The organism is Frisingicoccus caecimuris, assembly GCF_004340975.1.
GTDB classification, from domain to species: domain Bacteria; phylum Bacillota; class Clostridia; order Lachnospirales; family Lachnospiraceae; genus Frisingicoccus; species Frisingicoccus caecimuris.
On sequence record NZ_SLXA01000016.1, the window covers coordinates 1 to 26,734 of the forward strand.

A 26,734-nucleotide genomic window follows, 5' to 3' on the forward strand; every position below is an offset into this window, starting at 1 on the left:
GTCACTAATCGGTCGAGGGCATGACCAGAAGGCGGGTCAGGAGAGAGAAAGAGACGATGGAAGACATTTTCAGTATGTAGTTTTGAAGGCATATGGAGCGAATACATATGTACTCGCTTTTTTATCTTTTAGGGGAATCATACAATGGCAGTATTGCGGTCTCCAAAACCGTTCATGGGGGTTCGAATCCCTCTTCCCCTGTTTTTTACAATAGTCCTTAGAATACTGATAAATTCAGTGTTCAAGGGCTTTTTTTGATGTTTAAACTTATATTACAAATGAGCAATAATCAGGATAACATTGAAAATGAGGATGCATAACATAAGAGCAGGAGATGAGTTCTCTTGCTCTTTTAATATATTAATATAAAAAAGGAGAAATGTTTTTTATGGAACAGATTATGAATTATGTGAAACCGGAATTATTGATGTTAACGGTGGTATTGTATTTTGTAGGTTTTGGACTGAAAAACGCCGGGGCGGTGAAGGATAAGTATATCCCGCTGATCAACGGAGCTATTGGCATTGTATTATGTATTATTTGGGTATTTGCGACATGTTCATGTGGTACACTGCGGGACATTGCGATGGCGGCATTTACAGCCATTACTCAGGGCATTCTTGTGGCTGGCTTGAGTACATATGTGAATCAGGTCATTAAACAGACGACGAAGGAAGAATAGGAGAATACCGGCCTCCAATCGTTAGATTTTTTGGTCTAACTTTTTGGGGGCGGTATATTTAAAAAGTATAGCGTTATAACATTATTTAAAAAGTGTTTCAACATAATTTCTCATTTCATCGTGAGATTTTACCTGCCTGGCTCCTTCAATCACGGAATTTTGTTCAGTCTTTGATAATTGAGCAAATTGATTTAATATATCGGAGTGTCTGGCCAATTCCATTGTAAAACCGATCGGGAGTTCACTATTTTCTATCATTTTAATCACCTCGAATATAGTATGTGGAATTGCTTTACATATATTCATTAAGATGATATAATAAATATTCAAGATTTTACTAAATTGATATGAAAGGGGCGAGTTCTTTGGAAGGTAAGTTTTATACCAGACTTTGGTTTATTTTATGTATGTGCGTATTAATGCCCCCTTTTGGAATTTTTCTGACAGTATTTTTTAAGAATCCGGCAACACCAAAGTGGCGCATAATTACAGTCGTGCTGACATTGATCCATTGGGCCATTTGGCTTTATATTGCATATTTTAGTCCGATGAAAATTGCTTGATCAGGGAGGCAGCTTTTGTGGAACAGAGTCGGATCGGAGAGATTGAAGAGATTTTAATAAATGCTTTTCCGGCGTTAGAAAGGGAAATCTATGATGGATGGATATTGAATTTTTCTGGTGGTTATACCTACCGGGCCAATTGTATTAATCCATTTTATTATTCCGGTTATGATTTAAAGGAAAAGATTATTTACTGTGAAAATCAATATCGGGAATTGCTTTTACCGGCAATTTATAAGATGACGTCGGCTGTTCCAAAGGTATTAGACGAGCTTTTGGAAGCAAAGGGCTATGAAATAGTTAAATATGTGGATGTACTTTATCGCTCTTTGGAAGATTGGAAGCCGTTAAAGGCAGAATGGCCGGACAGCGAGTATGAGATGATCACGATGAGTCAGATGGATGATGAATGGCTGGAAGGAGTAAATCATCTGATCGGTATTCCTTATCCATCGATGGAAAAGATTCAAAAGAAGATTTTTCGGCGTATTTGCCTTCCGATGGTGTGCGTGAAAGTATGTCATCATGGAAAAGTAATTGGTACGGGTCTTGGCGTTCTGGAACGGCATTACATAGGATTATATGCTATTCATGTGCATCCGGATTATCGGCGGCGCGGATTAGCACTGAAGATATGCAGCCAGATTATTTCCAAAGGCAAGAAGATGGGTGCGGTACACGCCCATTTACAGGTGCGACAGGGAAACACCGGAGCTTTTTTAATGTATGAAAGGCTTGGATTAAGAAAAATATATACCCAGTGGTTTCGGATGAAATCCTGGCCGGAATCAAAGAAAATATTTGATTAAAGCAAAACAAAGGAGACGGCCCGTCAGGCATCGTCTCCTTCGCTGCTTTTTCCAAACAAAACCAAAATAAATGGCGTCAGGCATTTTAGTACATCGTCGATGAATGCGTTATCGAATTTTTCATGGGTAAGTTCAGAAAAGAGGGTACACCATTGTGAAAGAAAAATACGATATTACTTACTTCACCAGACATTAATAAAAATCAGGAATAATAGATAATTTCTTTTTCTTCATGTCGTGTGATCAGCCCGCGTTTTAGCAAGTAGTCCAGATGGGAAATGGTTTCGCCGATGGCAAACCATTTTTGCTGAATTGGAAATTCCTCCCAGTTTTTACCGCGCATGGACCAGGTCATCCGGGCGCCGATCTGGCAGGCGTTGAGTCCCGGTTCTTTCCGGATGATGGAAAGGGTTTGATTGATGCGTCGGTCGTGATGTTCTTCAATCTGGCGAATTCGTTCATAAACGTCCATATCATTTTTTCTGTGAGCTGGAAGTGCAAGTCCGATATCCAGCTCCTTGACTTTTTTTAGACTTTCAAGATAATTTCCAAGAGAATCTTCGATGCCGCGCCACATGGTTATATTTGGTGTAATATCAAATAAAATGTGATCGCCGCAGAATAAAATCTTTTCTTTTTCCATATAGAGACAGGTGTGTCCCGGTGTATGCCCTGGTGTCCAGAGGCAACGGAAAGCGTAATCACCAATATGGAAAGTATCATTATCTGACACAGTTTCCGCATCAAAGAGATATTCCGGAGCATAAGCACGGGCCGGATTAACGTACCGTGCCAGCTCGATCAGTTCTCTGGAGAGCCCCTCTCTATAAAATTTTTCTTCCATCCATGTCCAAAAATCTGCGCCATGTTGGTTTTTTAAATAGTCATAATCCACACTGCTGATAAGAATCCGAGTTTTTTTTGTGGCGATATGATTGGTCAGACCGATATGATCTGAATGTAAATGCGTCAGGAAAAGTGTTGTCCGATCCATATCAATTTTCAGTTCTTTTAAACCTTCGCTCAAGGCTTCCAGGCATTCCGGTTGGTTGAATCCGGTGTCAATGACAAGATTTTCTTCAGGTGTTTTGATAATATAACAGTTTAGATTTTTCAGCGGATTATTGGGAAGAACAACCGGTATGGTATATATGTCTGGATTTTTATGAATTTGTCGAAACATCGTGTGACCTCCTATAATAATATATATATGTATCATATCATGGTTTTTAAATAGAAGGAAGCGTATAGATGGATGTATTTTTTCTCCGTTTTAGCTAAATACTATGTCACAAAAGCATAAATAGGAAGGCGGAGAAATAATGAATCAGGAAATGGATCAAAAGCTTCGGGAAAATGGGCAGATTGTATTGGAGAAAAATAAAGAAGAGAGACATATTTTGCTTTTGTCTGTTATTGGGGAAATTGAGGGGCATGAGGCGGCTCCAAATCAAAATAAGGCGACCAAATATGATCATGTATTGCCGAGACTGGCTGCTTTTGAAGATGATGATACATTGGAAGGGCTTCTGGTACTTTTAAATACTCAGGGTGGCGACGTGGATGCAGGCCTTGCCATCGCAGAAATGATTGCAAGCTTAAGTAAGCCCACGGTTTCTCTGGTGCTTGGCGGTTCCCATTCCATTGGTGTGCCCCTGGCAGTAGCAACGGATTATTCTTTTATTGTGGAAACAGGGACATTGTTGATTCATCCGGTACGCATGGGCGGTACGGTGATCGGAGCGCCTCAGAGTTATGCCTATTTTAAGAGAGTACAGGACCGGATTACCGGATTTATCGCAGAGCACAGTGACACAACTCAGGAGATTCTGGAAGATATGATGATGGATAATACGGAGCTTACCAAGGATTTGGGAACGATCCTTGTAGGTAAAGAGGCAGTGACGGCTGGTCTCATTAATGAAGTCGGAGGTATTTCACAGGCGCTTACAAAGCTCAAATCCATGATAAAATCCGGGAAATAGCAGAAAAAAAGGGGAGATTCAGAAATATTTTTCTGAGTTCCCCCAGGCTTTACCAGAAAAAAAACTATCGTTTTGACAAAGGACATAATATGTAGTATGATTAAAATAATTGAGTGAAATTGACGGAGGGAAAGTATATGAGCCTTTTACAAGCCATTTTAATGGGGCTGCTTCAGGGAATTACCGAATTTTTACCAGTGAGCAGTTCGGGGCATTTAGCCATATTCCAGTACATATTTAAAGTGAACACAGATACAGGGATGCTTTTTGAAGTCATGCTTCATTTGGGAACTCTGGTAGCTGTATGCATTGTTTTCTGGAAAGATGTCAGCAAGTTATTTATTGAAGGAATTCGTTTACTGGTGGATGTCTGTGTGAATTTAAAGACATGGGTGGTCAATCGATTTCAGCATGGCAATGGCGTATATCGCCGAATCGTGACAAATGCCTATCGTAAATTTGTCCTGTTGATCCTTGTAACAACAATTCCAACGGGAATCATAGGAGTTGTTTTAAACAATGTGGTGGCTTCTGCTTCAAGTTCCCTGCTGATTCCAGGCATCTGTCTGGTGATTAATGCCATTGTATTACTGGTGGTAGGTTCTATGGAGGGCGGCAAGAAAAAAGTGAAGAAATCTTCTTATAAAGATGCCGCGGTTATTGGTGTGGCTCAGGGAATTGCGGTGTTTCCGGGAATTTCCCGTTCCGGTTCCACGATTTCTGCCTGTCTGGCTCTTGGATTTGATCGTAGTTTCGCAGTGAAATACTCTTTTATTGCGTCATTGCCTGCAATTTTGGGAGCAAATCTGCTGGAATTACGTCATCTGGGGGATGCGATGAACGGCGGAGATCATATTCTGTATTATGTCATCGGTATGATTGTGGCTGGTGTTGTCGGATATATTTGTATCCGGGTAATGATGTATGTGGTGAGTCATAAGAAATTCAGCTATTTTGCCTATTATTGTGCAGCCGTTGGCCTGATTTCTTTAGTTTTCCATTTCTTTATTATTAAATAATATGTATTCAAAGATGTAGAGTGCTATTGCGAAATGTCATTTTGGACGTTTCGCTTTCGTACTCTATTCAGGTATTTTAGGATTTTGAATTAGGAGGAATTTTGGATGGCTGGAAGACAGCAGAAGACGACCGGAAAAACCACAAAAGCGTCCTCGGGACGCAAAACGACAGCAAAAGGGAAGAAAGTATCTGAAAAAAAGGCAGGAGTGAGCCAAGAAGAGGCGCAGCAGCAGGCAGGTATTCGGGATGAGGTCGTAGTCCTTGTTATTCTTGCGGTGAGTATTTTACTGGTATTGAGTAATTTTAATCTATGTGGAAAGATGGGACAGGCCATATCCGGCGTCACATTTGGGTTATTTGGCATTATGGCCTATGTATTTCCGCTTGTGGTCTTTTTTGGAATTTCATTTTTTGTGGCGAACCGTTCGAACCGGATTGCAAGGATTAAATTGATCTCCTCGATTTTTTGCTATATTTTTCTGACGATTCTGGTACATATGGTAACGGAACCCTACGATGCAGGGGCAAAATTAATAGATGCTTACAGAAACAGCTCAGCCGGGAAGAATGGCGGCGGTCTTATAGGAGGGGCGGTCGTTAAAGTCCTTCATCCTCTGCTTGGAACAGTAGGATGTTATGTGGTGATTATTGTGTTGATTTTGATCTCTGTTGTTTTGATCACGCAGAAGTCTATTTTTATTCCATTGGGCAAAAAAGGCCGCAGAGCTTACTCAAAGGCATCGGAACGTCATAAAGAGCAGAGAGAGCTTAGGAGAAAGGAAAAAGAAGCTCAGAAAGAGGCCGAGGCTGCTGAAGAGGTACGGGGAACGGGCGGAAACCGCAATGTCACCTTTGAGGATGTTAAAGAGAAATTTGAAAATAAAGATTTTAATTTTGATTTGAGTGCGGCGAAGGAAGTCCCTGAGAAGGAGACGGTCAAAAAGTCGAAGACGAATAAAAAAAGCAAGGCGGATAAACCGCCAGTTGAGGATATTACTGAGGAAATCATTCTGCCATGGCAGGATGAAAACAGTATTCCGGTAAATCATATGGAGCCGATCGAGTCAGTGAATACGGAAAAAAGAAATTCTTTTATCGTGCCAGAAGGAGATTTGCATCCAATTGACATAGACATTGAAGATGATTTTGGTGTTATGAAGAAACCGGAAAGTGACGAGAAATCCGGAGAGACATCGAGGAATATTCATGAGGGCGTATCCACCTCAGCCAGAGGGTATGCTTCACCGGCGGCGAAGCATGTACCGTCCGCGTCGGCAGTTGCTAAAGCGGCGGCAAAGGCAGAAACAATAAAATCTTCCGCACCGAGTGCGGCGGAAAAGCAGGCAACAGCCGAGGATATAGAAACAGCTCTGGAGCAGAAGCCGGAATATGTATTTCCGCCGTTATCACTTTTGGTGAGAGGCAAACAAAATAATGGCGGTAATACCGATGAACAATTGCGTCAGACTGCGGCAAAATTGAAATCCACTCTGGAAAGCTTTGGTGTGAAGGTGCAGATCACGAATGTGAGCTGTGGTCCGAGCGTTACCCGTTATGAACTTCAACCGGAGCAGGGCGTGAAGGTCAGCAAGATCGTCAGCCTGTCGGATGATATTAAGTTGAATCTGGCGGTAGCGGATATACGAATCGAAGCACCGATTCCTGGCAAGGCAGCCATTGGCATCGAAGTTCCAAATAAAGAAAATACCACGGTTATGCTCAGAGACCTTCTGGAAAGCAGAGAGTTCCAGAACAGCAAATCGGGGATCGCTTTTGCCGCCGGGCGGGATATCGGGGGAAAGGTTATTCTTGCCGATATTGCCAAGATGCCCCATTTATTGATTGCCGGAGCTACCGGTTCGGGTAAATCCGTATGTATCAATACTTTGATCATGAGTATTATCTATAAAGCAAAACCGGAGGATGTCCGCATGATCATGGTGGATCCAAAAGTGGTAGAGCTGAGTGTTTATAATGGTATCCCTCATCTGCTGATTCCGGTAGTTACCGATCCGAAAAAGGCAGCCGGCGCCCTGAACTGGGCTGTGATGGAGATGACGGATCGTTATAAGAAGTTTGCAGAGCTGAATGTCCGGGATTTGAAAGGATATAATGAAAAGGTATCCCAGACCGAGTTTGCCAGTCAGGATTATCCAAAATTGCCTCAGATTGTCATTATTGTTGATGAGCTTGCAGATTTGATGATGGTGGCTCCGGGAGAAGTGGAGGATGCCATCTGTCGTTTGGCACAGCTTGCGAGGGCCTGTGGTATCCATCTTGTGATTGCGACACAGCGGCCTTCAGTAAATGTTATTACTGGTCTGATTAAGGCGAATATTCCTTCGAGAATTGCTTTTTCTGTATCTTCCAGTGTCGATTCCAGAACCATTATTGATATGGGCGGTGCAGAAAAGCTTCTTGGAAAAGGGGATATGCTCTTTTATCCTTCGGGATATCAGAAACCACTGCGCGTGCAGGGAGCCTTTGTTTCAGATAAAGAAGTCAATGATGTAGTGGCTTTTCTTCGGGAAAGTCAGAATGACCAGGTGAATTATAACGATGAGATTACCTCAAAGATTACCAGTGCAGGCCTTGCGGATACACCGGGAACCAGTGAGAGGGATGTCTATTTTGTTGAAGCAGGTAAATTCATCATTGAAAAGGATAAAGCATCTATAGGGATGCTCCAGCGCGTATTTAAAATTGGGTTTAACCGGGCGGCCAGAATCATGGATCAGCTTTATGAGGCCGGTGTGGTCGGACCTGAAGAAGGCACAAAACCGAGAAAGGTCTTGATGTCTCCGGAAGAATTTGAAAACTATGTTGAAGAGTCTTTATAGGCGGGAGGAAGAGAGAATGAAAACGGATATTCAGATTGCACAGGAAACAAAAATGGAACTGATTAAAAATGTAGCTGCCAGACTGGACATTCAGGAGGATGATCTGGAGTTTTATGGCAAATACAAAGCAAAATTTTCCGATGAACTTTGGGAAAAGATTAAGGATCGTCCAGATGGAAAGCTGGTGCTTGTCACTGCGGTCAATCCGACACCGGCCGGCGAAGGTAAGACAACCATCAGTGTCGGTCTTGGCGAAGCCATGGGTGTTTTGAATAAAAAAGCTGTTTTGGCTCTGCGTGAGCCATCCCTCGGACCATGTTTTGGTATCAAAGGCGGCGCTGCCGGCGGCGGATATGCTCAGTTGATTCCGATGGAAGAACTGAACCTTCATTTTACAGGCGACTTTCATGCCATTACATCGGCAAATAACCTTTTAGCAGCCATGCTGGATAATCATATCCATCAGGGAAATGCATTGAGAATCGATACAAATCAAATTGTGTGGAAACGTTGTTTGGATATGAACGACCGTGCGCTTCGGAATATTGTTGTCGGCCTCGGTGCAAAAGCGGATGGTGTGGTTCGTGAAGATCACTTTGTTATTTCTGTGGCTTCTGAGATTATGGCAATTCTCTGTCTTGCCAATGATTTGAATGATTTGAAAGAGATGCTCGGCCGGATTATCGTTGCTTATAACTATGATGGTGAACCGGTCACAGCAAAAGATTTAAAAGCGGTAGGTTCCATGGCTGCACTTCTGAAGGATGCTATCAAACCAAATATGATTCAGACACTGGAGCACACACCTGCCATCGTTCATGGCGGACCGTTTGCAAACATTGCCCATGGATGTAACAGCGTGCGTGCCACAAAGATGGCACTGAAGATGGCGGATATCGTTATTACAGAAGCTGGTTTCGGCGCTGACCTGGGGGCTGAAAAGTTCTTTGATATCAAATGTCGTAAAGCGGGTCTCACACCGTCGGCGGTTGTTCTTGTATCCACAGTTAAGGCAATGAAATACAATGGCGGTGTAGCAAAGAAAGACCTTCCTGAGAAAAATATGGAAGCTCTTAAAAAAGGTATCGTCAATTTGGAAAAACATATCGAAAATCTTCAGAAATATGGAGTGCCGATTGTCGTTACGTTGAATAAATATGTGACCGATTCGGAAGAGGAACTGACATACATCAAAGACTTCTGCGAATCCAGAGGCTGTGAATTTGCCTTGGCCGAAGTATGGGAACACGGTGGTCAGGGCGGTGTTGAACTGGCCAATAAAGTGTTGAATATTCTGGAAAATAAAGAGAGCAATTTCAAAGTTCTTTATCCGGATGAATATACATTGAAACAGAAAATTGAAACTATATCTAAAGAAATTTATGGCGCAGACGGTGTTACCTATTCGGCGGCAGCAGAGAAAGCACTGGCACGTATTGAGGCCATGGGCATGGGCAATCTTCCTGTCTGTATGGCAAAGAATCAGTATTCTCTCTCCGATGATCCAAAGAAACTGGGACGCCCGACCGGATTTACAGTAAATATTCGTGAGGTTTATGTCAGCGCCGGAGCCGGTTTTGTTGTAGCTATTACAGGCACTATCATGACGATGCCGGGACTTCCGAAGGTTCCTGCAGCTGAAGCCATTGATGTGGACGACGACGGAAATATTGTTGGATTATTCTAATATAGGAGGAAAGGCAAACAATGACACAGATAATTGACGGAAAAAAGATTTCTGCTGAAATTAAAGATGAATTAAAGGAAAAGGTATCGGCATTAAAGGCTGAGGGAAAAGAAATCACATTGGCGGTGATTCAGGTGGGTAACGACCCGGCATCAACCGTCTATGTGGGCAATAAAAAGAAATCCTGTGCTTATATCGGTATTCGGTCACTGGCTTATGAACTGCCGGAGGATACGACGGAGGAAGAGTTGCTTTCATTGGTGAATCAGCTCAATGAGAGCCGAGATGTTCATGGAATTTTAGTTCAGCTTCCTTTGCCGAAACAGATCAATGAAGATAAAATCATCAAAGCCATTGCTCCGGCAAAGGATGTGGATGGCTTCCATCCGCAGAGTGTCGGTGCTTTAAGTATCGGTCAGCCGGGATTTGTTTCATGTACACCGGCAGGAATTATCCAGCTTTTAAAGCGCAGCGGTATTACCATTGACGGCAAAGAATGTGTCATTGTCGGACGGAGTAATATTGTCGGGAAACCGATGGCTCTGCTTCTTCTTAGAGAAAATGGTACGGTAACTGTATGTCATTCTCATACAAAAAATTTAAAGGAAGTTTGTAAACGGGCTGACATTTTAGTGGCGGCCATTGGTAAACCAAAGTTTTTCAACCATGAGTATATTAAGGAAGGTGCGGTTGTCATCGATGTGGGTATTCACCGCAATGAAAATAATAAACTGTGCGGCGATGTGGACTATGATGATGTTTTCCCTCATGTTTCTGCGATCACACCTGTTCCAGGCGGCGTTGGACCGATGACGATAGCGATGCTCATGTATAATTGTGTACAGGCGGCTGAAATGGAGATTTAGAAATGAAAATTTTGTTTGTTTCACTGGGCTGTGATAAGAATCTGGTGGATTCGGAAGTCATGCTTGGTCTGCTGCGGGATAAAGGGCATGAAATTACAAATGACGAAGCTCAGGCTGAAGTCGTTGTGGTCAATACATGCAGCTTTATTCATGATGCCAGGGAAGAAAGCATCCAGACGATTTTAGAGATGGCCGAATTGAAAAAAAATGGTACCTGTCGTCTTTTGATCGTATCCGGTTGTCTGGCAGAAAAATACCGGGATGAGGTTCTTGTGGAATTGCCGGAAGTAGATGCGGTAGTGGGAACGACAGCGTATGACACTATATGTGAGGTGATTGACAAGAGCCTTGCGGGTGAGCGGGTTCGGTCCTTTGAATCTACGGACAGACTGCCGCTTGTGGAGACACGACGAGTGTTGACGACTGGCGGTTACAGTAGTTATCTCAAAATTGGTGAAGGGTGCGATAAACATTGTACTTATTGCATTATTCCTATGCTGCGGGGAAACTATCGAAGTGTTCCGATGGATTATGTACTGGAAGATGCCCGGAAACTGGCGGCAGCCGGTGTGAAAGAATTAAATATTGTTGCCCAGGAAACAACGACCTGGGGAAAGGATATTTACGGCGAAAAGCGTCTGCATCAACTGCTGAGGGAACTGTGTAAAGTGGAGGGGATTCATTGGATTCGTTTGCTGTACTGTTATCCGGAAGAGATTACGGACGAACTGATTGATGTTATCCGTACAGAGCCGAAAATATGTCATTATCTGGACATGCCAATCCAGCACAGCAGTGATGCTATTTTAAGACGTATGGGACGGAGGACATCCCGAATTGAACTGGAAACTGTCATTGGAAAGCTTCGTAAAGCCATTCCGGATATTACCTTGAGAACGACCCTGATTACAGGTTTCCCAGGGGAGACGGAGGAGGATCACGAAGATTTAAAATCCTTTGTTCGGAAGATGGAATTTGATCGTCTGGGTGTCTTTACGTATTCACCGGAGGAGGGAACTACGGCGGAAAAGATGGCAGGCCAGGTGCCTGAAGAGCTGAAGGAGAGCCGGAGAGATGAACTTATGCTTTTACAGCAGCAGGTGTCGGCAAAAAAAACGGCAGCTATGATCGGCAAGACAGTAGAAGTTCTCGTTGAAGGACGTATACCGGAAGAAGGCGTTTATGTGGGACGGACTTATCGGGATGCTCCGGAAGTGGACGGCTATATCTTTCTAAATGCACAGGAAGAAATGATTTCCGGAGATTTTGTTACTGCAGAAGTGACCGGCGCCGATGAATATGATTTGACAGGAGATGTAATTTATGAATTTACCAAATAAATTGACCGTACTCAGAGTTATTATGATTCCTTTCTTTGTATTTTTTTACCTGACAGGAAAGGTCTATATTGCCGATATTATTTTCATTCTTGCCAGCCTGACGGATATGGCGGACGGAAAAATTGCAAGAAAATATAATCTTGTGACCAATTTTGGTAAATTTATGGACCCGTTGGCTGATAAGCTACTTGTGGCGGCGGCCCTCATCTGTTTTGTAGAAGTGGATCGAATTCCGGCATGGATTGTTTTGATCATCATCAGTCGGGAATTTATTATCAGCGGTTTTAGATTGGTAGCTGCCGAGAGCGGTAAAGTCATTGCAGCCGGTTACTGGGGAAAGATTAAAACAGCAGTGACAATGGTGACGATTGTTTTCATGATTCCGAATTTTGGAGGGATTTTCTTTGGCGCATCCTGGGTATATCCATTGGAGCAGGTTTTGATTTATGCATCACTTATACTGACGATTGTTTCTCTGATTGATTATCTTGTGAAGAACAAAGAGGTACTTGGAGGCGAAATGTAATGGTTATAGAATTTATATCTGTAGGAACGGAAATTCTTCTTGGGAATATTACAAATACAAATGCCCGGTATCTGGCGGAGGAATGCGCTGTATTAGGATTGACAAACTACTATCAGGTGACAGTAGGAGATAATGAAAGCCGCCTTTCAGCGGCTATCCGTACGGCACTTGACCGTTCGGACATTGTCATTTTAAGCGGCGGACTTGGACCGACGGAGGATGATATTACCCGTGAGACGGTAGCAAAAGTTCTTGGACGGGAGATGAAGGAAGTGCCGGAAATTCATCAGCAGATTCAGGATTACTTTGAGCGTATGGGTTCCAGGCAGCCTTCCAGTAACAACTGGCGGCAGGCGATGGTCATTGATGGGGCTCAGATTGTGGAAAACCACAATGGGACGGCACCGGGGATGATCGTTCCGGTGGACGATACAAAACACATTATTCTCATGCCGGGACCTCCGGAAGAATTAAAAATGATGTTTGAGGAGAGTATTGCACCTTTTCTGGCCGGCTTAAACCATCAGGTGATTTGTTCAAAGACTGTAAAAATCTGTGGTATGGGAGAGAGCCGGGTGGCAGATGTGGTTTCCGATTTGATTGCAGCTCAGACCAACCCGACGATTGCAACCTATGCCAAGGGCGGCGAAGTTCATCTGAGAATTACAGCCAGCGGCAGCGATGCGAAAGCTGCCCGTAAGAGTATCAAACCGATCGTTAAAGAATTGAAAAGTCGTTTTGGGGATAAAGTATATACGACACGGGAGAGTGAAACGCTGGAGCAGCATGTCGTCGGTCTGTTGAAACGGAAGAAGATGACGGTGGCTACGGCAGAATCCTGTACGGGAGGTATGGTGGCATCGACACTCATCAATGTACCGGGAGCTTCAGATGTGTTTAACGAAGGTTATATTACTTATTCCAATGAAGCCAAGCGGAAAATTCTTGGTGTGAAGAAAAAGACATTGAAAAACGAGGGAGCTGTCAGTGAGGCATGTGCAGAGGAAATGGCAAAGGGAGCTGCGAAAGCGGCGGATGCCCGGGCAGCGATTTCTGTGACAGGGATTGCCGGACCGGATGGCGGTACAGAAGAAAAGCCGGTGGGGCTGGTGTATATCGGATGTTGTATTGACGATAAAGTCTGGGTAGAATCTTACCATATGAACGGTGACCGCCAGAAGATTCGGGAAATTTCAGTGAAAAAGGCATTGGATATGCTGCGGCGGCACTTAAATCACGTGGAACAAGATTAAGGAGGCATCATATGGGCGCGAAAGACAAGAAGAAATGGTTTCTGGCAGGGATGATTTGTTTGATGATGTGGCTGCTCTGCGGCTGCATGGGAAACAATAAAATGAGCATCGACACAACCCTCGAAGTCAATCGTAAGTTTAAAGGACAGAGGGAAATGTCAGCTGTGGTCTCCGAAAGTGTTTTTCGCCAGGCATTTAACAGTGATTTAGAAGAACTTCAGCGAATGGTGACGGAGAGATGTCCGTCGACGCTTCTTTGTTCCGCCGAAAAGTTGAATAATGGCGTAGAGATTACGATGACGCTGGAATTTGCCAGTCTTTCGGACTATACGAATAAGATTGGTCAAATTCTTGGAAAAACGCCGGGAATTTATTATGATACGTCCAATTCCATATTTAAGGACGGATATATGCTTCAGGAAAATTTCACTTCCCAGGACTTATTTGGGTGGCTTTTGGACGCACTCAAGGACAAAAACAGCGAGTTCGGGGACATGGAGTTATCAGATATTTTCCAGAATGGAGATACAAAGGTTATTTATGATGGGGAGACCATTGACACGGAAGCGATGATTCATGTGGAAAAGATGGAATCCCATGCCTTTGACAGTCTCTCTGTTGAGATGACCATGAATGATGATGGCTCCTATAAAGTGGCTGTGAATTTTATCGTGAATCAGGATACGTATTATGACATGGGTGACGATATGGATATGGCCATCAAGAAGCTGATGCCGGATGGCGGTGTCTATGATGTGAATAATGTCAATGAGCAGCGGGTGTACACCATCGGTTTCAGTGCCTACAATACGGAGACATTGATTTCCCAGTTGAATTCAGTGCTACAGACAAAAAACTGTGAGTTTGAGGTGGCGGAGACTGGAGATGAATCCGACCCGTTCCGAGCCCATAAAGAAATTACGATTTATCTGGATGGTTCCTATTTTTTGGATTTTGCCAAGGAAGGAACGGAACTGGTATATTTGCTGAAAACCAGTTCGGAATATTCATTTAATGACTGCCAGTCTGTGACAGGATTTTTAAAGAACTATTCCTTTGATAATGACGATAAGTATACCAGCGTTTATATGAATGTCGGACCGTCGGATAAAGTACAGATCAGTTTGACATATGCCATTGATATACAAAAAATAGAAATCGGAACGAATGTCAATAGCGAAACAGCATTGGAACGGACATTGAGCTTCTTCTTTGATGTGGAACAGGCTGCATTGACAGGAGAAAATTTTGAGAGTAAACTTCGGGCTCGGATGGACGAAGGAATGACACTGGAATCAGGGGAGACGGACGGTATGAAAGTTTACACAGTCCGTATTCAGGCCGACAGTCCTGAGGATTTATCGTTAAAAACAACGAAATTTCTGGATGGTTCAGCTAATGAGGAAGAACTGACAAGTATTCTTACCGGGGGAAAATCCAGTAAAAAACAGTTGAAAATCAGGTCCTATACCTATGAAGATCATATCAATCTGGAGAAGTTTCTCGGAAGTGCTGTTGTGAGCGATGGCATCGTATATCGTATGGAGTACCCGAAAGGATATGTGGCGGCCTTTGAAGAAGGTGGCCATGCGGATATGGTCACAGAAGGAAATCGTCTGACCTGTACAACGCGGGATCCGGTTATCAATGTTCAGTCCAGAGGTGAGACGACCAATGTGGCAGGAGTTACCCAATTGCTTTTATGGTGGGTCAGTCTGATTTTGACATTCGTGACATTGGTCTTGAATTTAAAACATATAGCAGGATACATTCGTTACCGGGAAAAGTATCTGTTAAAGACAGATCTTTTCCATGGCAAAAATCAAATTGTTTTAACAATAGGTGTCGTGTCACTGACCGTTTTTGTATTTACAAGTCTGCGGCTGATTTTTCGGGTCTATTGATGTCTGTCTGAATAGATTTCAGGCCGACGGCTCAGTTTTCGATAAATAACAAGACACAGAATACTGGCAATGGTGGTCAGGGCCAGTATCATCAGTGCACAATGCATGAAAAAACCGTCGGGCAGCAACAGGATGATCGGGTCTGTGTCTGCATCAAAAATCCAGTAATCGTTATTAAAAAACAATTTGTGAAACAGAATAAAAAACTGGTCCCAGTTCATGGCGATGAGCGCGCCGAGAACAGCTGGGAGAGCCAGTGTTAAAACGGAAGTCAGTCTGAGATAGACGGGCTTCTGTTTTTTCTGGTTTAAAATACCCAGGATACTTCCGATCAGACTTAATGGAAGCAGGACAGCCTGGATAAATACAAAGATTCGTTTCACTTCCACAAAATGAATACGGCCTTCTTCCGACATGGTAAGGGTAGGAAATTCCAATGATCCTTGATAGAAAACGGAATTGTAATCGATGAGAGAATCATAATTTTCACGGATTTCTTCTTCCGGGTATCCGGTCTTTTCCGGAAGATTAAAATAATGAATATCCATATAGTAGAGAGGGCGGAAATTCAGTGTAAAGACAACGGCGGCTGACAGAATGCACAGTGTCAGGGCAATGGCCGTAAAGATTTGTTTTATTTTCATAGAGTGGTACCTCCGATCTGGTTATAGTCTCTGATGATTTTGATACAGTATATCATAAAAAAGCAATGGTGTAAAATTTGACATTACACTGAAAGACTGGTATGATCGATGTGATTTTAAAATTACAGGGGAGATATAAATGAAATTTACAACAATTGTTTTTAGTCCGACTGGTGGTACACAGAGAGTTGTCGATGAGCTTGTAGCAGAATGGGGAGAACCGGCAGATAAGGTTGATTTAACGGATGCGATGATTGATTTTGACGCCATTACTTTAGAAAAAGATGATGTAGCGGTAATCGCTGTACCTTCTTATGGTGGTCGTGTTCCGTCTCTCGCAGGAGAGAGACTTGAAAAAATTCATGGTAACCAGGCACACTGTGTTCTTGTTTGCGTCTATGGTAATCGGGCTTTTGAAGATACGCTTATTGAGTTGAATGATATTGCCGAGCGCAGTGGATTTAAGATAAGCGCAGCAGTTTCGGCGATTGCGGAACATTCGATCATGCATCAATATGCTTCAGGAAGACCGGACAGACAAGATAAAGAGGAGTTACATAATATTTCAAAAAAAATCTTAGAAAAACTTCATAATAATACAGATTGTCTCGAAATGATTCATATACCCGGAAACCGTCCATATAAGAAAGCCGGTGCAGTCAGTCTGGTTCCAAAAGCAAATGATAAATGCACAAATTGCGGTTTGTGTGCCGAAATCTGTCCGGCACAGGCCATAAGTAAGGAAGATATCAGGAATACAGATGGTACAAAATGTATTTCCTGTATGCGATGTGTCGGCCAGTGCCCTCAGTCAGCCCGGAAAGTAAATAGTGCCATAGTTTCAGTGGTTGCAACGGCAATAAAAAAAGCCTGTTCAGAAAGAAAAAATAATGAGCTTTATATAGGGTAGATTTGTCCCTTAAAAATCAGATATACAATTTTACTTAAATGTGTTATACTGATTCAGCTATTCATAAAATCAGGGAATTTTCTCTGGACTGGTTCGTGAACTTCCCAGGATAAAAAACCAAGAATCTATAAAGATAGGAGAATGAATATGAAAAAAAGGGTGATTATTGATTGTGACCCGGGTATTGATGACAGCCTTGCTCTGATGTATGCGTTGTCTGAGGAGGCGTTGGATGTGATCGGTATCACTGTTGTCTGCGGCAATGTGCCGACAGATATAGGCGTTGAAAATGCCAGAAAGGTATGTCGCCTGATGGGACGGACAGATATCCCGGTGTATGCCGGAGCGTCGGTGCCTTTGAAACGTCCTCTGGTGACAGCCCAGGATACGCATGGTATGGATGGCCTGGGTGAGACGGGTATACCTGAGGTCCCGGAAAGTGAATGGCCTTATGACCGTTTGATTAATTTCGGACAAGATGAACAGCCTGGGGCAGCCGGACATCAAAAAATGGCCAATCTGCCGGAAGGGGCAGGCTTTATTTTGAAGTCTCTGTCAGAAGGCCCGCTTTCAGTGATTGCTATTGGCCCCCTTACAAATATCGCTATGGCACTGGATTATAAGCCGGAGCTCTTTGAGCATATGGAACGGTTTGTATCTATGGGCGGTAATTTTAAGAGCTTTGGGAACTGTTCTCCGGTGGCCGAGTTTAATTACTGGGTTGACCCGGAAGCAGCCAGATATGTTTTTGAACATTTAAAATGTCCGGTAGAAATGGTCGGTCTGGATGTGACTCGGCGAATCGTGCTGACGACGGAGATGATTCGGGGGCTTGAGGGTCTGGATGATGCGAAAGCAGATTTTATTGTAAAGATCACCCGATTTTATGTGGATTTTCATAAGAAACAGGAAGGTATTGACGGCTGTGTCATTAATGATCCGCTGGCCGTGGGATACTTTTTAGATAAAAAATTATGTTCTGGCATTGATGCCTATACGACGGTGGAAACAGAAGGCTTATCTGTGGGCCAGAGCATTGTGGATGAAAAAGGGTTTTGGAAAAAAGAACCCAATAGTCATGTTTTGACACGAGTGGATTCCCAACGTTTTATGCGCCGTTTTATGACAGCTTTGTTTGGCAGCAGAGGGAAGGGAGTCCTTCAATGAGTGATGGAAGAAATTTTACAACATTGAAACAGTGTATGGTCGCACTTGGAATCGTTTTAAATATTGTGGGAGCTTTTATTGCTCTGAACCTGAGACTGCCCGTTTATTTAGATTCAATCGGAACCGTGCTGTCCGGCGCACTTTTAGGCCCGGTTTACGGTGTGGCGACAGGGGTGCTCGGAAGTTTTATCAGTGGCATCACTTTCGATGTTTACTCCTTATACTATGCTCCGGTACAAATTTTGACCGGATTGATGGCCGGATGGATGTTTCGGACAAAGTGGCTCCGGGGTTACCGGCTTCCAATCGGAGGTTTGGCTCTATCCCTGCCGACTTCCATTGCCAGTGCAGCAATTACGGCATTTCTTTTTGGAGGCATTACATCGTCTGGCTCTTCGTATCTGGTTGTTTTAATGAGCAAGCTTGGGATGAATCTGACACTGAGTTGTTTTCTTGTTCAGGTATTGACGGATTATGCGGACAAATTGATTGCAGTTTTGTTGGTGGCAGCGGTGTTAAAGGTGTTGACACCGGAGATGAAGATGAAAATTCGGGGAGGCAGAAATGGAGCGTTATAGCCGGATTACAAATAAAAATCAAAGGGAAATTGTTTTGCTGAAGGCAAAACCCTGTGCCTGGGGGAAGTGCCGCTTCTGCGATTATATCGATGATAATTCGGAAAATATTCCGGAGATGATCCGATTGAACCGGGAAGTCCTTTCAAATGTCACCGGGGAGTTTGGTGTGCTTGAAGTTATTGATTCGGCCAGTTGTTTTGAATTGCCGGAGGAGACTCTTTGGGATATAAAAAAAGTGATTCAAAAGTGCGGGATAAAAAAACTGTTTTTTGAAAGTCACTGGATGTACCGACGTCGGTTGGATGAAATGAGGGAGTATTTTGGAATCCCTATCGTGTATAAGATTGGTGTCGAAACCTTTGATAATGATTTTAGAGAAAATTATTTGAATAAGCATGCGGATTTTAAAGAACCGGAAGAGGTCGCAGCTTATTTTGATTCCCCATGTCTGATGGTCGGAATCAAAGGTCAGACGCGGGAAATGATTGCCAGAGACATTAAAATCTTAAAAAATAATTTTAAATTGGGGACCATCAATGTGTATACAGATAACACAACAGATGTGAAAAAAGATCCGGAACTAATTCAGTGGTTTGCCAAAGAGTACGGGTGGCTTGTGGAGGATCCGGCGGTTGAAGTTCTTTTTGAAAATACAGATTTTGGAGTCGGCGATTGATGAAGAAAATAAAAAAGGTGTTTTACCTGAGAAAGTTCAGGTAAAGCACCTTTTTTGTTATAGCAGAGCGTCTTAATATTCTTCATAGCGAAGCGACTGGTATTGTCGGTAAGCAAATATGGATACCGCAATGGTATAGATGACGACAATTGCTTCGAGCAGCAGCAGGTTGGTGACAAGGCCGGTCTGGTAGAAGACGGCGATGACATCGATCAGTGCATGAAGAGCTATCGGAACAAGAATATAAGCGTATTTTTTGCGTACAACAGCTTTATAAACAAGAACGGATAAAGCAATCTGTAAAACAAGGGCTGCCATCCGCTCAACACCGGACAGGATATAGGATGAAGTCGGTGTGTCAATTAATGTATTCAGCAGGGATGTAACGCTGGCGGCGGCTTCCGGACTGCTGGCCTGTCCGGCGTAGGCTTCGACACTGCCGTAATCGTTCAGAGCAATGGCAATCATAAGGTTTTGGAGCATGGAAAAAGAACCAAGAATGACGGCTTCAATACCTCCATGGCCGATGCCATAAATAATAGAATTTTCCCGTCGGTATATAAAACGTTTCATGACTGTCATCATGCAAAGGAAACGGCCAAATTCTTCAAAGATACCAGCAGCCAGACCGCCATAGATCGCATAAAGAAACGGGTTGTTCAAAATAGCCTGGCTAAGAGCCGTTGTTCCTGAAAGAAAATATTCGTGAGCAAAGCTTTCCAGGACAAGGGCAAAAATAACAAAAGTAATCGCGCCAAAGAAGAATGGCGCCGCTTTCACCTGAAAGCGATTTTTAAATACGATCAGCAGAACAATGGGAACCGCAATGCACAAAACACCGGTGAATCCCATGGCAAGAAGCGATGTCTGCGGAATAAGGGGTGCGATTGTTGTCATAATTAAAATCCTCCTAATAAAATATAGTATACCTTTTTTAGAAGGAAAAAACAACCATGGAAATTATCTGTTGACAATGTATATATACAGTGCTATATTGTATATATAAGGTATATACAATAAGAAAAATAATTACACTGTGAAAAGCTTTGCGGGCAGACGTGTCAGCAGATTGGAGGTAACAATGTGAATATATTTATTAGTAATTCGGGAGATGTACCGATTTATGAACAGATTACAAGTCAGATTAAAGATATGATCATGCGGGGAGAGCTTAAAGGCGGAGATGCCTTGCCTTCTATGCGTGCTCTTGCGAAAGATTTACATATCAGCGTGATCACCACAAAGCGGGCTTATGAAGAATTAGAACGGGACGGTTTTATTCATACGATGGTCGGACGGGGAAGTTTTATAGCCGATGCCAACATGGAGATGATGAAAGAAGAGCAGTACAGGAAGATTGAGGGAATACTGACGGAAGGCGTCCGATTGGCCAAAAGCAGCGGTATCAGCTGTGAAGAACTACAGGAGATTATACAGATGGTCTATGAGGAGGATTGAAGATGGAATATTTAATTGAAGTGGAAAATTTAAATAAAACCTATCCTGGATTTTCTTTGAAAAATGTTAATTTTAAAGTCCCGGGTGGATGTATTATGGGTCTGGTAGGCGAGAACGGCGCCGGAAAATCGACGACGATCAAGGCAATTGTTGATCTGATCCATACGGATAGTGGCAACATTCGGGTGCTTGGAAAGGATATTCGAAAAAAAGGTAAAGAGATTCGGGAGGATATCGGCGTTGTTCTTGATGGTGCCAGTTTTCATGAGATTTTGAGAGCAAAGGAAATTGGTAAATTTATGGGAAAGATTTATCGGAACTGGGATGAAAAATATTATCAGAGACTTTTAAAAACCTTTACGGTTCCCGGAAATAAACCGATCAAGGAGTTTTCAACAGGTATGCGGATGAAACTTATGATCGTGGCGGCCATGGCCCATCATCCGAAGCTGTTGATTCTTGATGAGGCGACCAGCGGTCTGGATCCGGTAGTCAGAGATGAGATCCTCGATATGTTTCAGGAGTTTATCCAGGATGAAGCACACAGTGTTTTGATTTCATCCCATATAACCAGTGATTTGGAAAAGGTGGCCGATTATATTACTTTTATTCATAAAGGTGAGATTTTCTTATCGGAGGAAAAAGACCGGATCATGGAAGAGTATGGTATCGTCCGGTGCCGTCCGGAAGATTTGGCTTCCATTGCACCGGATATGATTGTCGGTGTCAGCAGAGGGGCTTACAGTTGTGATGTTCTTGTGAATCAGAGAGAAAGAGTAAAACAGCAGTATCCGGACATGATGATCAATCGAATCAAACTGGAAGATGTTCTTTTATTTAAGGTGAAAGGAGATAAGTAATATGAGTGGATTGTTGGTTAAGGAATATTACACTTTGCGTCGTTATTTCAAACAATACATACTTTTATATATCTTTTTTGGCGTGATCAGTATTTATATGGAGTCTCTGATTTATTTTCAGGCGATGGTCACCATGAGCATGAGTATGTTGATTTTTACCGGTATGAGTTATGATGCGATGGCCGGATGGGATAAATTTGTTATGACCATGCCTGTGAGCCGAAAAGAGGTTGTTTTATCGAAATATGTGAGCTGTGTGATTTACGCAGCAAGCGCACTTATCATAAGCATCATATTTTCCGTCATCGTTAACAGTATTCATCCGATAGGAAACAGCAGCCTGATGATGATGCTCACTATGGCGGCGACGTTATGTTGTCTCATTTTTATTATTTATTCCATTTTGCTTCCTATGATTTTTAAATTGGGAGTTGAAAAAACCCGGATTTTGATGATAGCGATCATTATGATACCTATCTTTATAATATTGGGTGTGGCCGACTATCTTCCTAAAACAGCTTTGGATTTTATAGAACAGCATCGTACAATATTCGGAGTGGTCGGAGTTGTCATGTCCATCTTAATTTATATTATTTCCTATTTTATCAGCGTGGGTATTTTCAGCAAAAAAGAATTTTGAATTCAACCGATAAAACAGACCCTTTATCCGCCGGTATTTCGGCGGGTAAAGGGTCAAGTTGTTTACAGTCAATTATTATTCTTCTTCGTCTTCAATCTGTTCATCCATATTCATGATCTGACGTTTTCTGGCCAGTTCGTCATTTTCCAGATATTCGTCGTAAGTACACTGTTTATCAATCAGACCGCCTGGAGTAATCTCCATAATGCGGTTGGCCGTTGTCTGAACAAACTGGTGGTCCTGGGACGTGAAGAGCAGGACGCCCGGGTATTTGATCAGGCCGTTATTCAGGGCGGTGATGGATTCCATGTCCAGATGGTTGGTCGGCTCATCGAGAATCATCGTGTTGGCGCCGGACATCATCATGCGGGAGAGCATACAGCGTACCCGCTCGCCGCCGGAGAGAACGTTCACCCGCTTCAGACCGTCGTCACCGGAGAAGAGCATACGGCCTAAGAAGCCGCGGACATAGGTGACATCCTTTTCCGGAGACCATGGCATCATCCAGTCAACGATGGTGTCGTCACTGGCGAACTCCTTTGTATTGTCCTTCGGAAAATAGGCTTGGGAGGTGGTCACACCCCATTTATAGGTTCCTTCGTCCGGTTCCATTTCACCGGCCAGGATTTTAAAAAGGGTGGTCGTGGCATTGACATTTGGTCCGACAAAGGCCACCTTATCATCATGACCCAGGGTAAAGGAGATATTGTCCAACATCTTTACACCGTCGATGGTCTTGGAAATACCGTCCACCATGAGAACTTCATTGCCGATGTCACGGTTTGGTTTGAAATCAATATATGGATATTTACGGCTGGAAGGACGGATGTCATCCAGTTCAATTTTTTCAAGGGCCCGTTTACGGGAGGTTGCCTGTTTGGATTTGGAAGCGTTGGCGCTGAACCGCTGGATAAATTCCTGAAGTTCTTTGATCTTTTCTTCTTTTTTCTTATTGGCTTCCTTCATCTGTTTGATCATCAACTGGCTGGATTCATACCAGAAATCATAGTTTCCGGCATAGAGCTGAATCTTGCCATAGTCGATATCTGCAATATGGGTACAGACTTTATTTAAGAAGTATCGGTCATGGGATACGACGATGACCGTATTCTCAAAGTTAATGAGGAATTCTTCCAGCCAGGCAATAGCGTCCAGATCCAGGTGGTTGGTCGGCTCGTCCAGAAGAAGGACGTCCGGATTACCGAAGAGGGCTTTGGCGAGGAGAACTTTGACTTTTTGTCCGCCGTCCAGGTCACGCATCATGGAATAGTGGAGATCCGGTTCGATGCCCAGACCATTTAAGAGGATGGCCGCATCACTTTCGGCTTCCCAACCGTTTAATTCGGCAAATTCGCCTTCCAGTTCACTGGCACGGATACCGTCTTCCTCGGTGAAGTCTTCCTTCATATAAATAGCGTCTTTTTCTTTCATAATTTCATAAAGGCGGGCATTCCCCATGATCACCGTATCCAGGACCTGAAAATCATCATATTTATAGTGGTCCTGTTCAAGTACGGAGAGGCGTTCTCCCTGATTCATGGTAATATCGCCTTTACTTGGTTCCAGTTTTCCGGAAAGAATTTTTAAGAAAGTGGATTTTCCGGCGCCGTTGGCACCGATCAAACCATAACAGTTACCTTCGGTAAATTTAATATTTACATCTTCAAATAACGCACGTTTTCCCAAACGCAGAGTCACATTGTTTGCACTAATCATGTTTCAATACCTTTCTGTTGTTGTTCCTGTTAAATCACACGTATTCTATTTTATCGGAAATCCCTGAATTTGCAAGAACTTTCCAACAGAATTCTCAACTGTGGAGTGCTTTTTTCGGACAATTGTCTACACAGTTCATGCAGAGAATACATTCGGTGCCATTTTCGCGGCTTCTGGCATTGTCAAGCATGTCCACGTTCATTGGACAGAGCTGTTTGCATTTTCCGCAGGAAATACATTTTTCTTTATCCACCGTAATGCGGATTCGGGCGAAATAGCTCATCGGTTTTAAAAATATGGTGATCGGGCAGATATATTTGCAAAAAGCCCGATTATCCCTGAAAGCAAAAGCCAGACAGATTCCTGTTATATAATAGAGCACATTACCAATGATAAAGCTGTAAAACATTACCCGTTCGATATTGGGCACATGGAAAACGAAGAGGGCGCCAACGAAAAGGAAGGCTGAAACAAAGGTAATATATCGGATAAAACCAATGTTCTTTCTCGGAGTATTCGGATGCTTAAAAGGCAGAAGGTCCAGAATCATGGCGGTCCAGCAGGCATAGCCGCACCAGCCCCGGCCAAAAAACAGAGGACCAAAGATTTTTGCGACGGCATAATGGATGGTTGCTGCTTCAAAAACTCCCAGAAACAGATAATACCAAAAGCCTTCAATCTGCATATTTTCATTGGAAATAAAACCGAGATAAACAAGCATATACAATCCCACGCCGAGCTGAACGACCAGACGGGCATGTTTAAATTTGTTGATATACAGGCAGAGACCTATGAAAAGAAAGCCGCCGATATATGTAAAATTAAATAAATAAAAGATATTGTCCAGAGTCTGCCATAAAGTGATGGCAATCGTTTCGAAAATAGCTAAAAAGATGAGCGCAGGGACATATTTTTTCAGGGTGTTCATAGGATTTCCTTCTTTCATTCTTGATAGTTCTATTTTATCATTAAAATAAAGTACCGTCACTTAATTTTGCATGATATACTACCATTTAAAGGGAGGAAGATTTTGTAAAAATAAATTCAAAGGCAAAAATATACATAAGAACGGCGGCTTTTGGAGACTTCTATCATAAAGGTCATAAAAGCGAAAGATATTATAGGAGCAGAATTTGCAGAATTTTGGTTGACGCAGATGAATGAATCTTTTATCATAGACTAATGCAAAGAAACTGAGAACATCAAATTGTGGGGGAAGAAAAATGTTGGAAAAGTTTTTTAGACTCAAAGAAAATCATACGACCGTAAAGACAGAAGTGCTGGCTGGTATTACGACTTTTATGACAATGGCCTATATTCTGGCGGTAAATCCCGGTATCCTTGCAGCGGCGGGAATGGATCAGGGCGCTGTGTTTACAGCAACAGCCGTTGCCGGTATGATCGGCACTGTATGTATGGCACTGTTTGCAAATTATCCTTTTGCATTGGCACCGGGAATGGGACTGAATGCCTATTTTGCTTATACAGTGGTCCTTGGCATGGGATATTCCTGGCAGACAGCGCTGACCGCCGTATTTGTGGAAGGACTTGTTTTTATCGTCCTTTCGGTAACAAATGTCCGTGAAGCCATTTTTAATGCGATCCCAATGAATCTTAAATCGGCTGTCAGTGTTGGTATTGGATTGTTCATCGCCTTTATCGGACTTCAAAATGCAAAAATTGTTATCGGTGGTTCTACGTTGTTACAGTTATTCTCTGTTGAAAATTATAATCTGGTCAATGGAGTGGAAGCAACCTTTAATGATGCGGGAATTACTGTGCTTCTGGCAATCATTGGTGTGATCATCACAGCAATTCTGGTCATCAAAGATATCAAAGGAAATATTCTTTGGGGCATTTTGATTACATGGATTCTCGGTATTATCTGTCAGTTTGCCGGCCTTTATATTCCGAATCCGGACCTGGGGTTCTATCATCTGCTTCCGGATTTCAGCAATGGTATTTCCATTCCGAGTCTGGCGCCGGTATTTTTTAAACTGGATTTTTCAAATGTATTTTCATTGAATTTTTTTGTGGTCGTTTTTGCATTTTTATTTGTGGATATTTTTGATACCCTTGGAACATTGATCGGCGTGTCTACAAAGGCCGGGATGCTGGATGAGGAAGGTAAGCTTCCGAGAATCAAAGGAGCTTTGATGGCGGATGCGATTGGCACAACCTTTGGTGCTGTCCTCGGGACATCGACAACAACAACCTTTGTGGAAAGTGCTTCCGGTGTTTCGGAGGGTGGCCGTACTGGTCTGACAGCTCTGACGACAGCCATTCTTTTCGGCCTGTCTCTCTTTCTGTCTCCGATTTTTCTGGCTATTCCGTCCTTTGCAACGGCTCCGGCACTGATCATTGTCGGGTTCTATATGCTGACCAATGTTGTAAATATTGATTTTACAGATTACAGCGAAGCCATTCCATGTTATATCTGTATTGCGGCTATGCCGTTTTTCTACAGCATTTCTGAAGGCATCGCCATGGGCGTGATTTCCTATGTGGTTATCAATCTATTGACAGGAAAATATAAAGAGAAAAAAATCGGCGCATTGATGTACGCGCTGGCTATACTGTTTATTTTAAAATATATTTTCCTATGATCAA

Annotated in this window: 25 protein-coding genes, 1 tRNA gene and 1 riboswitch; of the genes, 20 read left to right on the plus strand and 6 right to left on the minus strand. The window is 42.9% G+C overall.

Features of this window, described 5'->3' with window-relative positions; translation table 11 throughout:
- The first annotated feature begins 130 nt into the window (after positions 1-130).
- Both EV212_RS13500 and EV212_RS11940 read left to right on the plus strand, forming a co-directional pair.
- Positions 131-201: transfer RNA gene (locus EV212_RS13500), tRNA-Trp, on the plus strand.
- A 187-nt stretch (positions 202-388) separates the two neighbouring features.
- Positions 389-682, plus strand: coding sequence for a phage holin family protein (locus EV212_RS11940; protein ID WP_132093723.1), 294 nt, complete (start codon positions 389-391; stop codon positions 680-682).
- A gap of 81 nt (positions 683-763) precedes the next feature.
- Here the strand turns inward: EV212_RS11940 and EV212_RS13505 are convergent, their stop codons facing one another.
- Complete coding sequence (locus EV212_RS13505) at positions 764-940, minus strand: hypothetical protein (RefSeq protein ID WP_165873371.1); 177 nt, start codon at positions 938-940, stop codon at positions 764-766.
- A gap of 322 nt (positions 941-1,262) precedes the next feature.
- Here EV212_RS13505 and EV212_RS11945 point away from each other — a divergent pair, with 322 nt between their 5' ends.
- Positions 1,263-2,054 (plus strand): GNAT family N-acetyltransferase, encoded by a 792-nt coding sequence (locus EV212_RS11945; protein ID WP_132093726.1) that lies wholly within the window; start codon positions 1,263-1,265, stop codon positions 2,052-2,054.
- Positions 2,055-2,256: 202 nt separating this feature from the next.
- Here the strand turns inward: EV212_RS11945 and EV212_RS11950 are convergent, their stop codons facing one another.
- Positions 2,257-3,237, minus strand: a complete 981-nt coding sequence (locus tag EV212_RS11950) for an MBL fold metallo-hydrolase (protein ID WP_132093729.1) — start codon at positions 3,235-3,237, stop codon at positions 2,257-2,259.
- A gap of 139 nt (positions 3,238-3,376) precedes the next feature.
- Here EV212_RS11950 and EV212_RS11955 point away from each other — a divergent pair, with 139 nt between their 5' ends.
- The 9 genes from EV212_RS11955 to EV212_RS11995 all read left to right on the plus strand — a co-directional run bounded on the left by EV212_RS11955 (position 3,377) and on the right by EV212_RS11995 (position 15,475).
- Complete coding sequence (locus tag EV212_RS11955; protein WP_132093732.1) at positions 3,377-4,039, plus strand: ClpP family protease; 663 nt, start codon at positions 3,377-3,379, stop codon at positions 4,037-4,039.
- Between the two features lie 137 nt (positions 4,040-4,176).
- Positions 4,177-5,058 (plus strand): undecaprenyl-diphosphate phosphatase, encoded by an 882-nt coding sequence (locus EV212_RS11960; protein WP_132093735.1) that lies wholly within the window; start codon positions 4,177-4,179, stop codon positions 5,056-5,058.
- Between the two features lie 105 nt (positions 5,059-5,163).
- The gene (locus EV212_RS11965; RefSeq protein WP_207669113.1) at positions 5,164-7,899 is read left to right on the plus strand and encodes an FtsK/SpoIIIE family DNA translocase; all 2,736 of its coding nucleotides are present in this window, start codon (positions 5,164-5,166) and stop codon (positions 7,897-7,899) included.
- Between the two features lie 16 nt (positions 7,900-7,915).
- Positions 7,916-9,586: a formate--tetrahydrofolate ligase gene (locus tag EV212_RS11970; protein WP_132093738.1), complete on the plus strand. Its 1,671-nt coding sequence runs from the start codon at positions 7,916-7,918 to the stop codon at positions 9,584-9,586.
- Between the two features lie 20 nt (positions 9,587-9,606).
- Entirely contained in the window at positions 9,607-10,452 is an 846-nt protein-coding gene (folD, locus tag EV212_RS11975; protein ID WP_132093741.1) for a bifunctional methylenetetrahydrofolate dehydrogenase/methenyltetrahydrofolate cyclohydrolase FolD, read from the plus strand.
- A gap of 2 nt (positions 10,453-10,454) precedes the next feature.
- A complete protein-coding gene (gene rimO / locus EV212_RS11980; protein WP_132093744.1) occupies positions 10,455-11,792 on the plus strand; it encodes a 30S ribosomal protein S12 methylthiotransferase RimO in 1,338 nt (445 codons plus the stop codon).
- Positions 11,776-12,318, plus strand: coding sequence for a CDP-diacylglycerol--glycerol-3-phosphate 3-phosphatidyltransferase (pgsA, locus tag EV212_RS11985; protein ID WP_132093747.1), 543 nt, complete (start codon positions 11,776-11,778; stop codon positions 12,316-12,318). Before rimO ends, pgsA begins: the two co-directional genes overlap by 17 nt.
- Entirely contained in the window at positions 12,318-13,571 is a 1,254-nt protein-coding gene (locus EV212_RS11990; RefSeq protein WP_132093750.1) for a competence/damage-inducible protein A, read from the plus strand. The genes pgsA and EV212_RS11990 overlap by 1 nt, the downstream gene beginning before the upstream one ends.
- An 11-nt stretch (positions 13,572-13,582) precedes the next feature.
- The gene (locus tag EV212_RS11995) at positions 13,583-15,475 is read left to right on the plus strand and encodes a hypothetical protein (RefSeq protein ID WP_132093753.1); all 1,893 of its coding nucleotides are present in this window, start codon (positions 13,583-13,585) and stop codon (positions 15,473-15,475) included.
- Here the strand turns inward: EV212_RS11995 and EV212_RS12000 are convergent.
- Positions 15,469-16,119, minus strand: coding sequence for a TIGR01906 family membrane protein (locus EV212_RS12000; RefSeq protein WP_243115555.1), 651 nt, complete (start codon positions 16,117-16,119; stop codon positions 15,469-15,471). The two genes, EV212_RS11995 and EV212_RS12000, sit on opposite strands and share 7 nt — an antisense overlap.
- 139 nt (positions 16,120-16,258) lie before the next feature.
- On the opposite strand from EV212_RS12000, the gene EV212_RS12005 reads away from it, so the two are divergent.
- The 4 genes from EV212_RS12005 (at position 16,259) to EV212_RS12020 (ending at position 19,450) form a co-directional block, all read left to right on the plus strand.
- Positions 16,259-17,029 carry an EFR1 family ferrodoxin gene (locus EV212_RS12005; protein ID WP_132093756.1) on the plus strand — a complete coding sequence of 257 codons (771 nt, stop codon included), beginning with the start codon at positions 16,259-16,261 and terminating at the stop codon, positions 17,027-17,029.
- 82 nt (positions 17,030-17,111) lie between these two features.
- Positions 17,112-17,156: riboswitch (PreQ1 riboswitch) on the plus strand.
- 20 nt (positions 17,157-17,176) lie between these two features.
- Positions 17,177-18,196, plus strand: a complete 1,020-nt coding sequence (locus EV212_RS12010) for a nucleoside hydrolase (protein ID WP_330570510.1) — start codon at positions 17,177-17,179, stop codon at positions 18,194-18,196.
- Positions 18,193-18,774, plus strand: a complete 582-nt coding sequence (locus EV212_RS12015; protein WP_132093767.1) for an ECF transporter S component — start codon at positions 18,193-18,195, stop codon at positions 18,772-18,774. Before EV212_RS12010 ends, EV212_RS12015 begins: the two co-directional genes overlap by 4 nt.
- Entirely contained in the window at positions 18,761-19,450 is a 690-nt protein-coding gene (locus EV212_RS12020; RefSeq protein WP_132093769.1) for a radical SAM protein, read from the plus strand. The genes EV212_RS12015 and EV212_RS12020 overlap by 14 nt, the downstream gene beginning before the upstream one ends.
- Positions 19,451-19,522: 72 nt before the next feature.
- On the opposite strand, the gene EV212_RS12025 is transcribed toward EV212_RS12020, so the two are convergent.
- Positions 19,523-20,347 carry a YhfC family intramembrane metalloprotease gene (locus EV212_RS12025; protein WP_132093771.1) on the minus strand — a complete coding sequence of 275 codons (825 nt, stop codon included), beginning with the start codon at positions 20,345-20,347 and terminating at the stop codon, positions 19,523-19,525.
- 186 nt (positions 20,348-20,533) lie between these two features.
- On the opposite strand from EV212_RS12025, the gene EV212_RS12030 reads away from it, so the two are divergent.
- Genes EV212_RS12030 through EV212_RS12040 form a run of 3 tightly spaced genes read left to right on the plus strand, consistent with a single transcriptional unit; the run spans position 20,534 to position 22,408 of the window.
- Positions 20,534-20,908, plus strand: coding sequence for a GntR family transcriptional regulator (locus EV212_RS12030; RefSeq protein WP_132093773.1), 375 nt, complete (start codon positions 20,534-20,536; stop codon positions 20,906-20,908).
- Between the two features lie 2 nt (positions 20,909-20,910).
- Positions 20,911-21,768 (plus strand): ABC transporter ATP-binding protein, encoded by an 858-nt coding sequence (locus tag EV212_RS12035; protein WP_132093775.1) that lies wholly within the window; start codon positions 20,911-20,913, stop codon positions 21,766-21,768.
- Between the two features lies 1 nt (position 21,769).
- On the plus strand, positions 21,770-22,408 hold the full coding sequence (locus EV212_RS12040) for an ABC-2 transporter permease (RefSeq protein ID WP_132093778.1): 639 nt from the start codon (positions 21,770-21,772) through the stop codon (positions 22,406-22,408).
- A 75-nt stretch (positions 22,409-22,483) separates the two neighbouring features.
- On the opposite strand, the gene EV212_RS12045 is transcribed toward EV212_RS12040, so the two are convergent.
- Positions 22,484-24,124 carry an ABC-F family ATP-binding cassette domain-containing protein gene (locus EV212_RS12045; RefSeq protein WP_132093781.1) on the minus strand — a complete coding sequence of 547 codons (1,641 nt, stop codon included), beginning with the start codon at positions 24,122-24,124 and terminating at the stop codon, positions 22,484-22,486.
- 94 nt (positions 24,125-24,218) lie between these two features.
- On the minus strand, positions 24,219-25,052 hold the full coding sequence (locus EV212_RS12050) for a 4Fe-4S binding protein (RefSeq protein WP_132093868.1): 834 nt from the start codon (positions 25,050-25,052) through the stop codon (positions 24,219-24,221).
- Positions 25,053-25,347: 295 nt separating this feature from the next.
- Between EV212_RS12050 and EV212_RS12055 the strand changes: the two genes are divergently transcribed.
- Complete coding sequence (locus EV212_RS12055; protein WP_132093784.1) at positions 25,348-26,730, plus strand: NCS2 family permease; 1,383 nt, start codon at positions 25,348-25,350, stop codon at positions 26,728-26,730.
- Positions 26,731-26,734 lie beyond the last annotated feature (4 nt).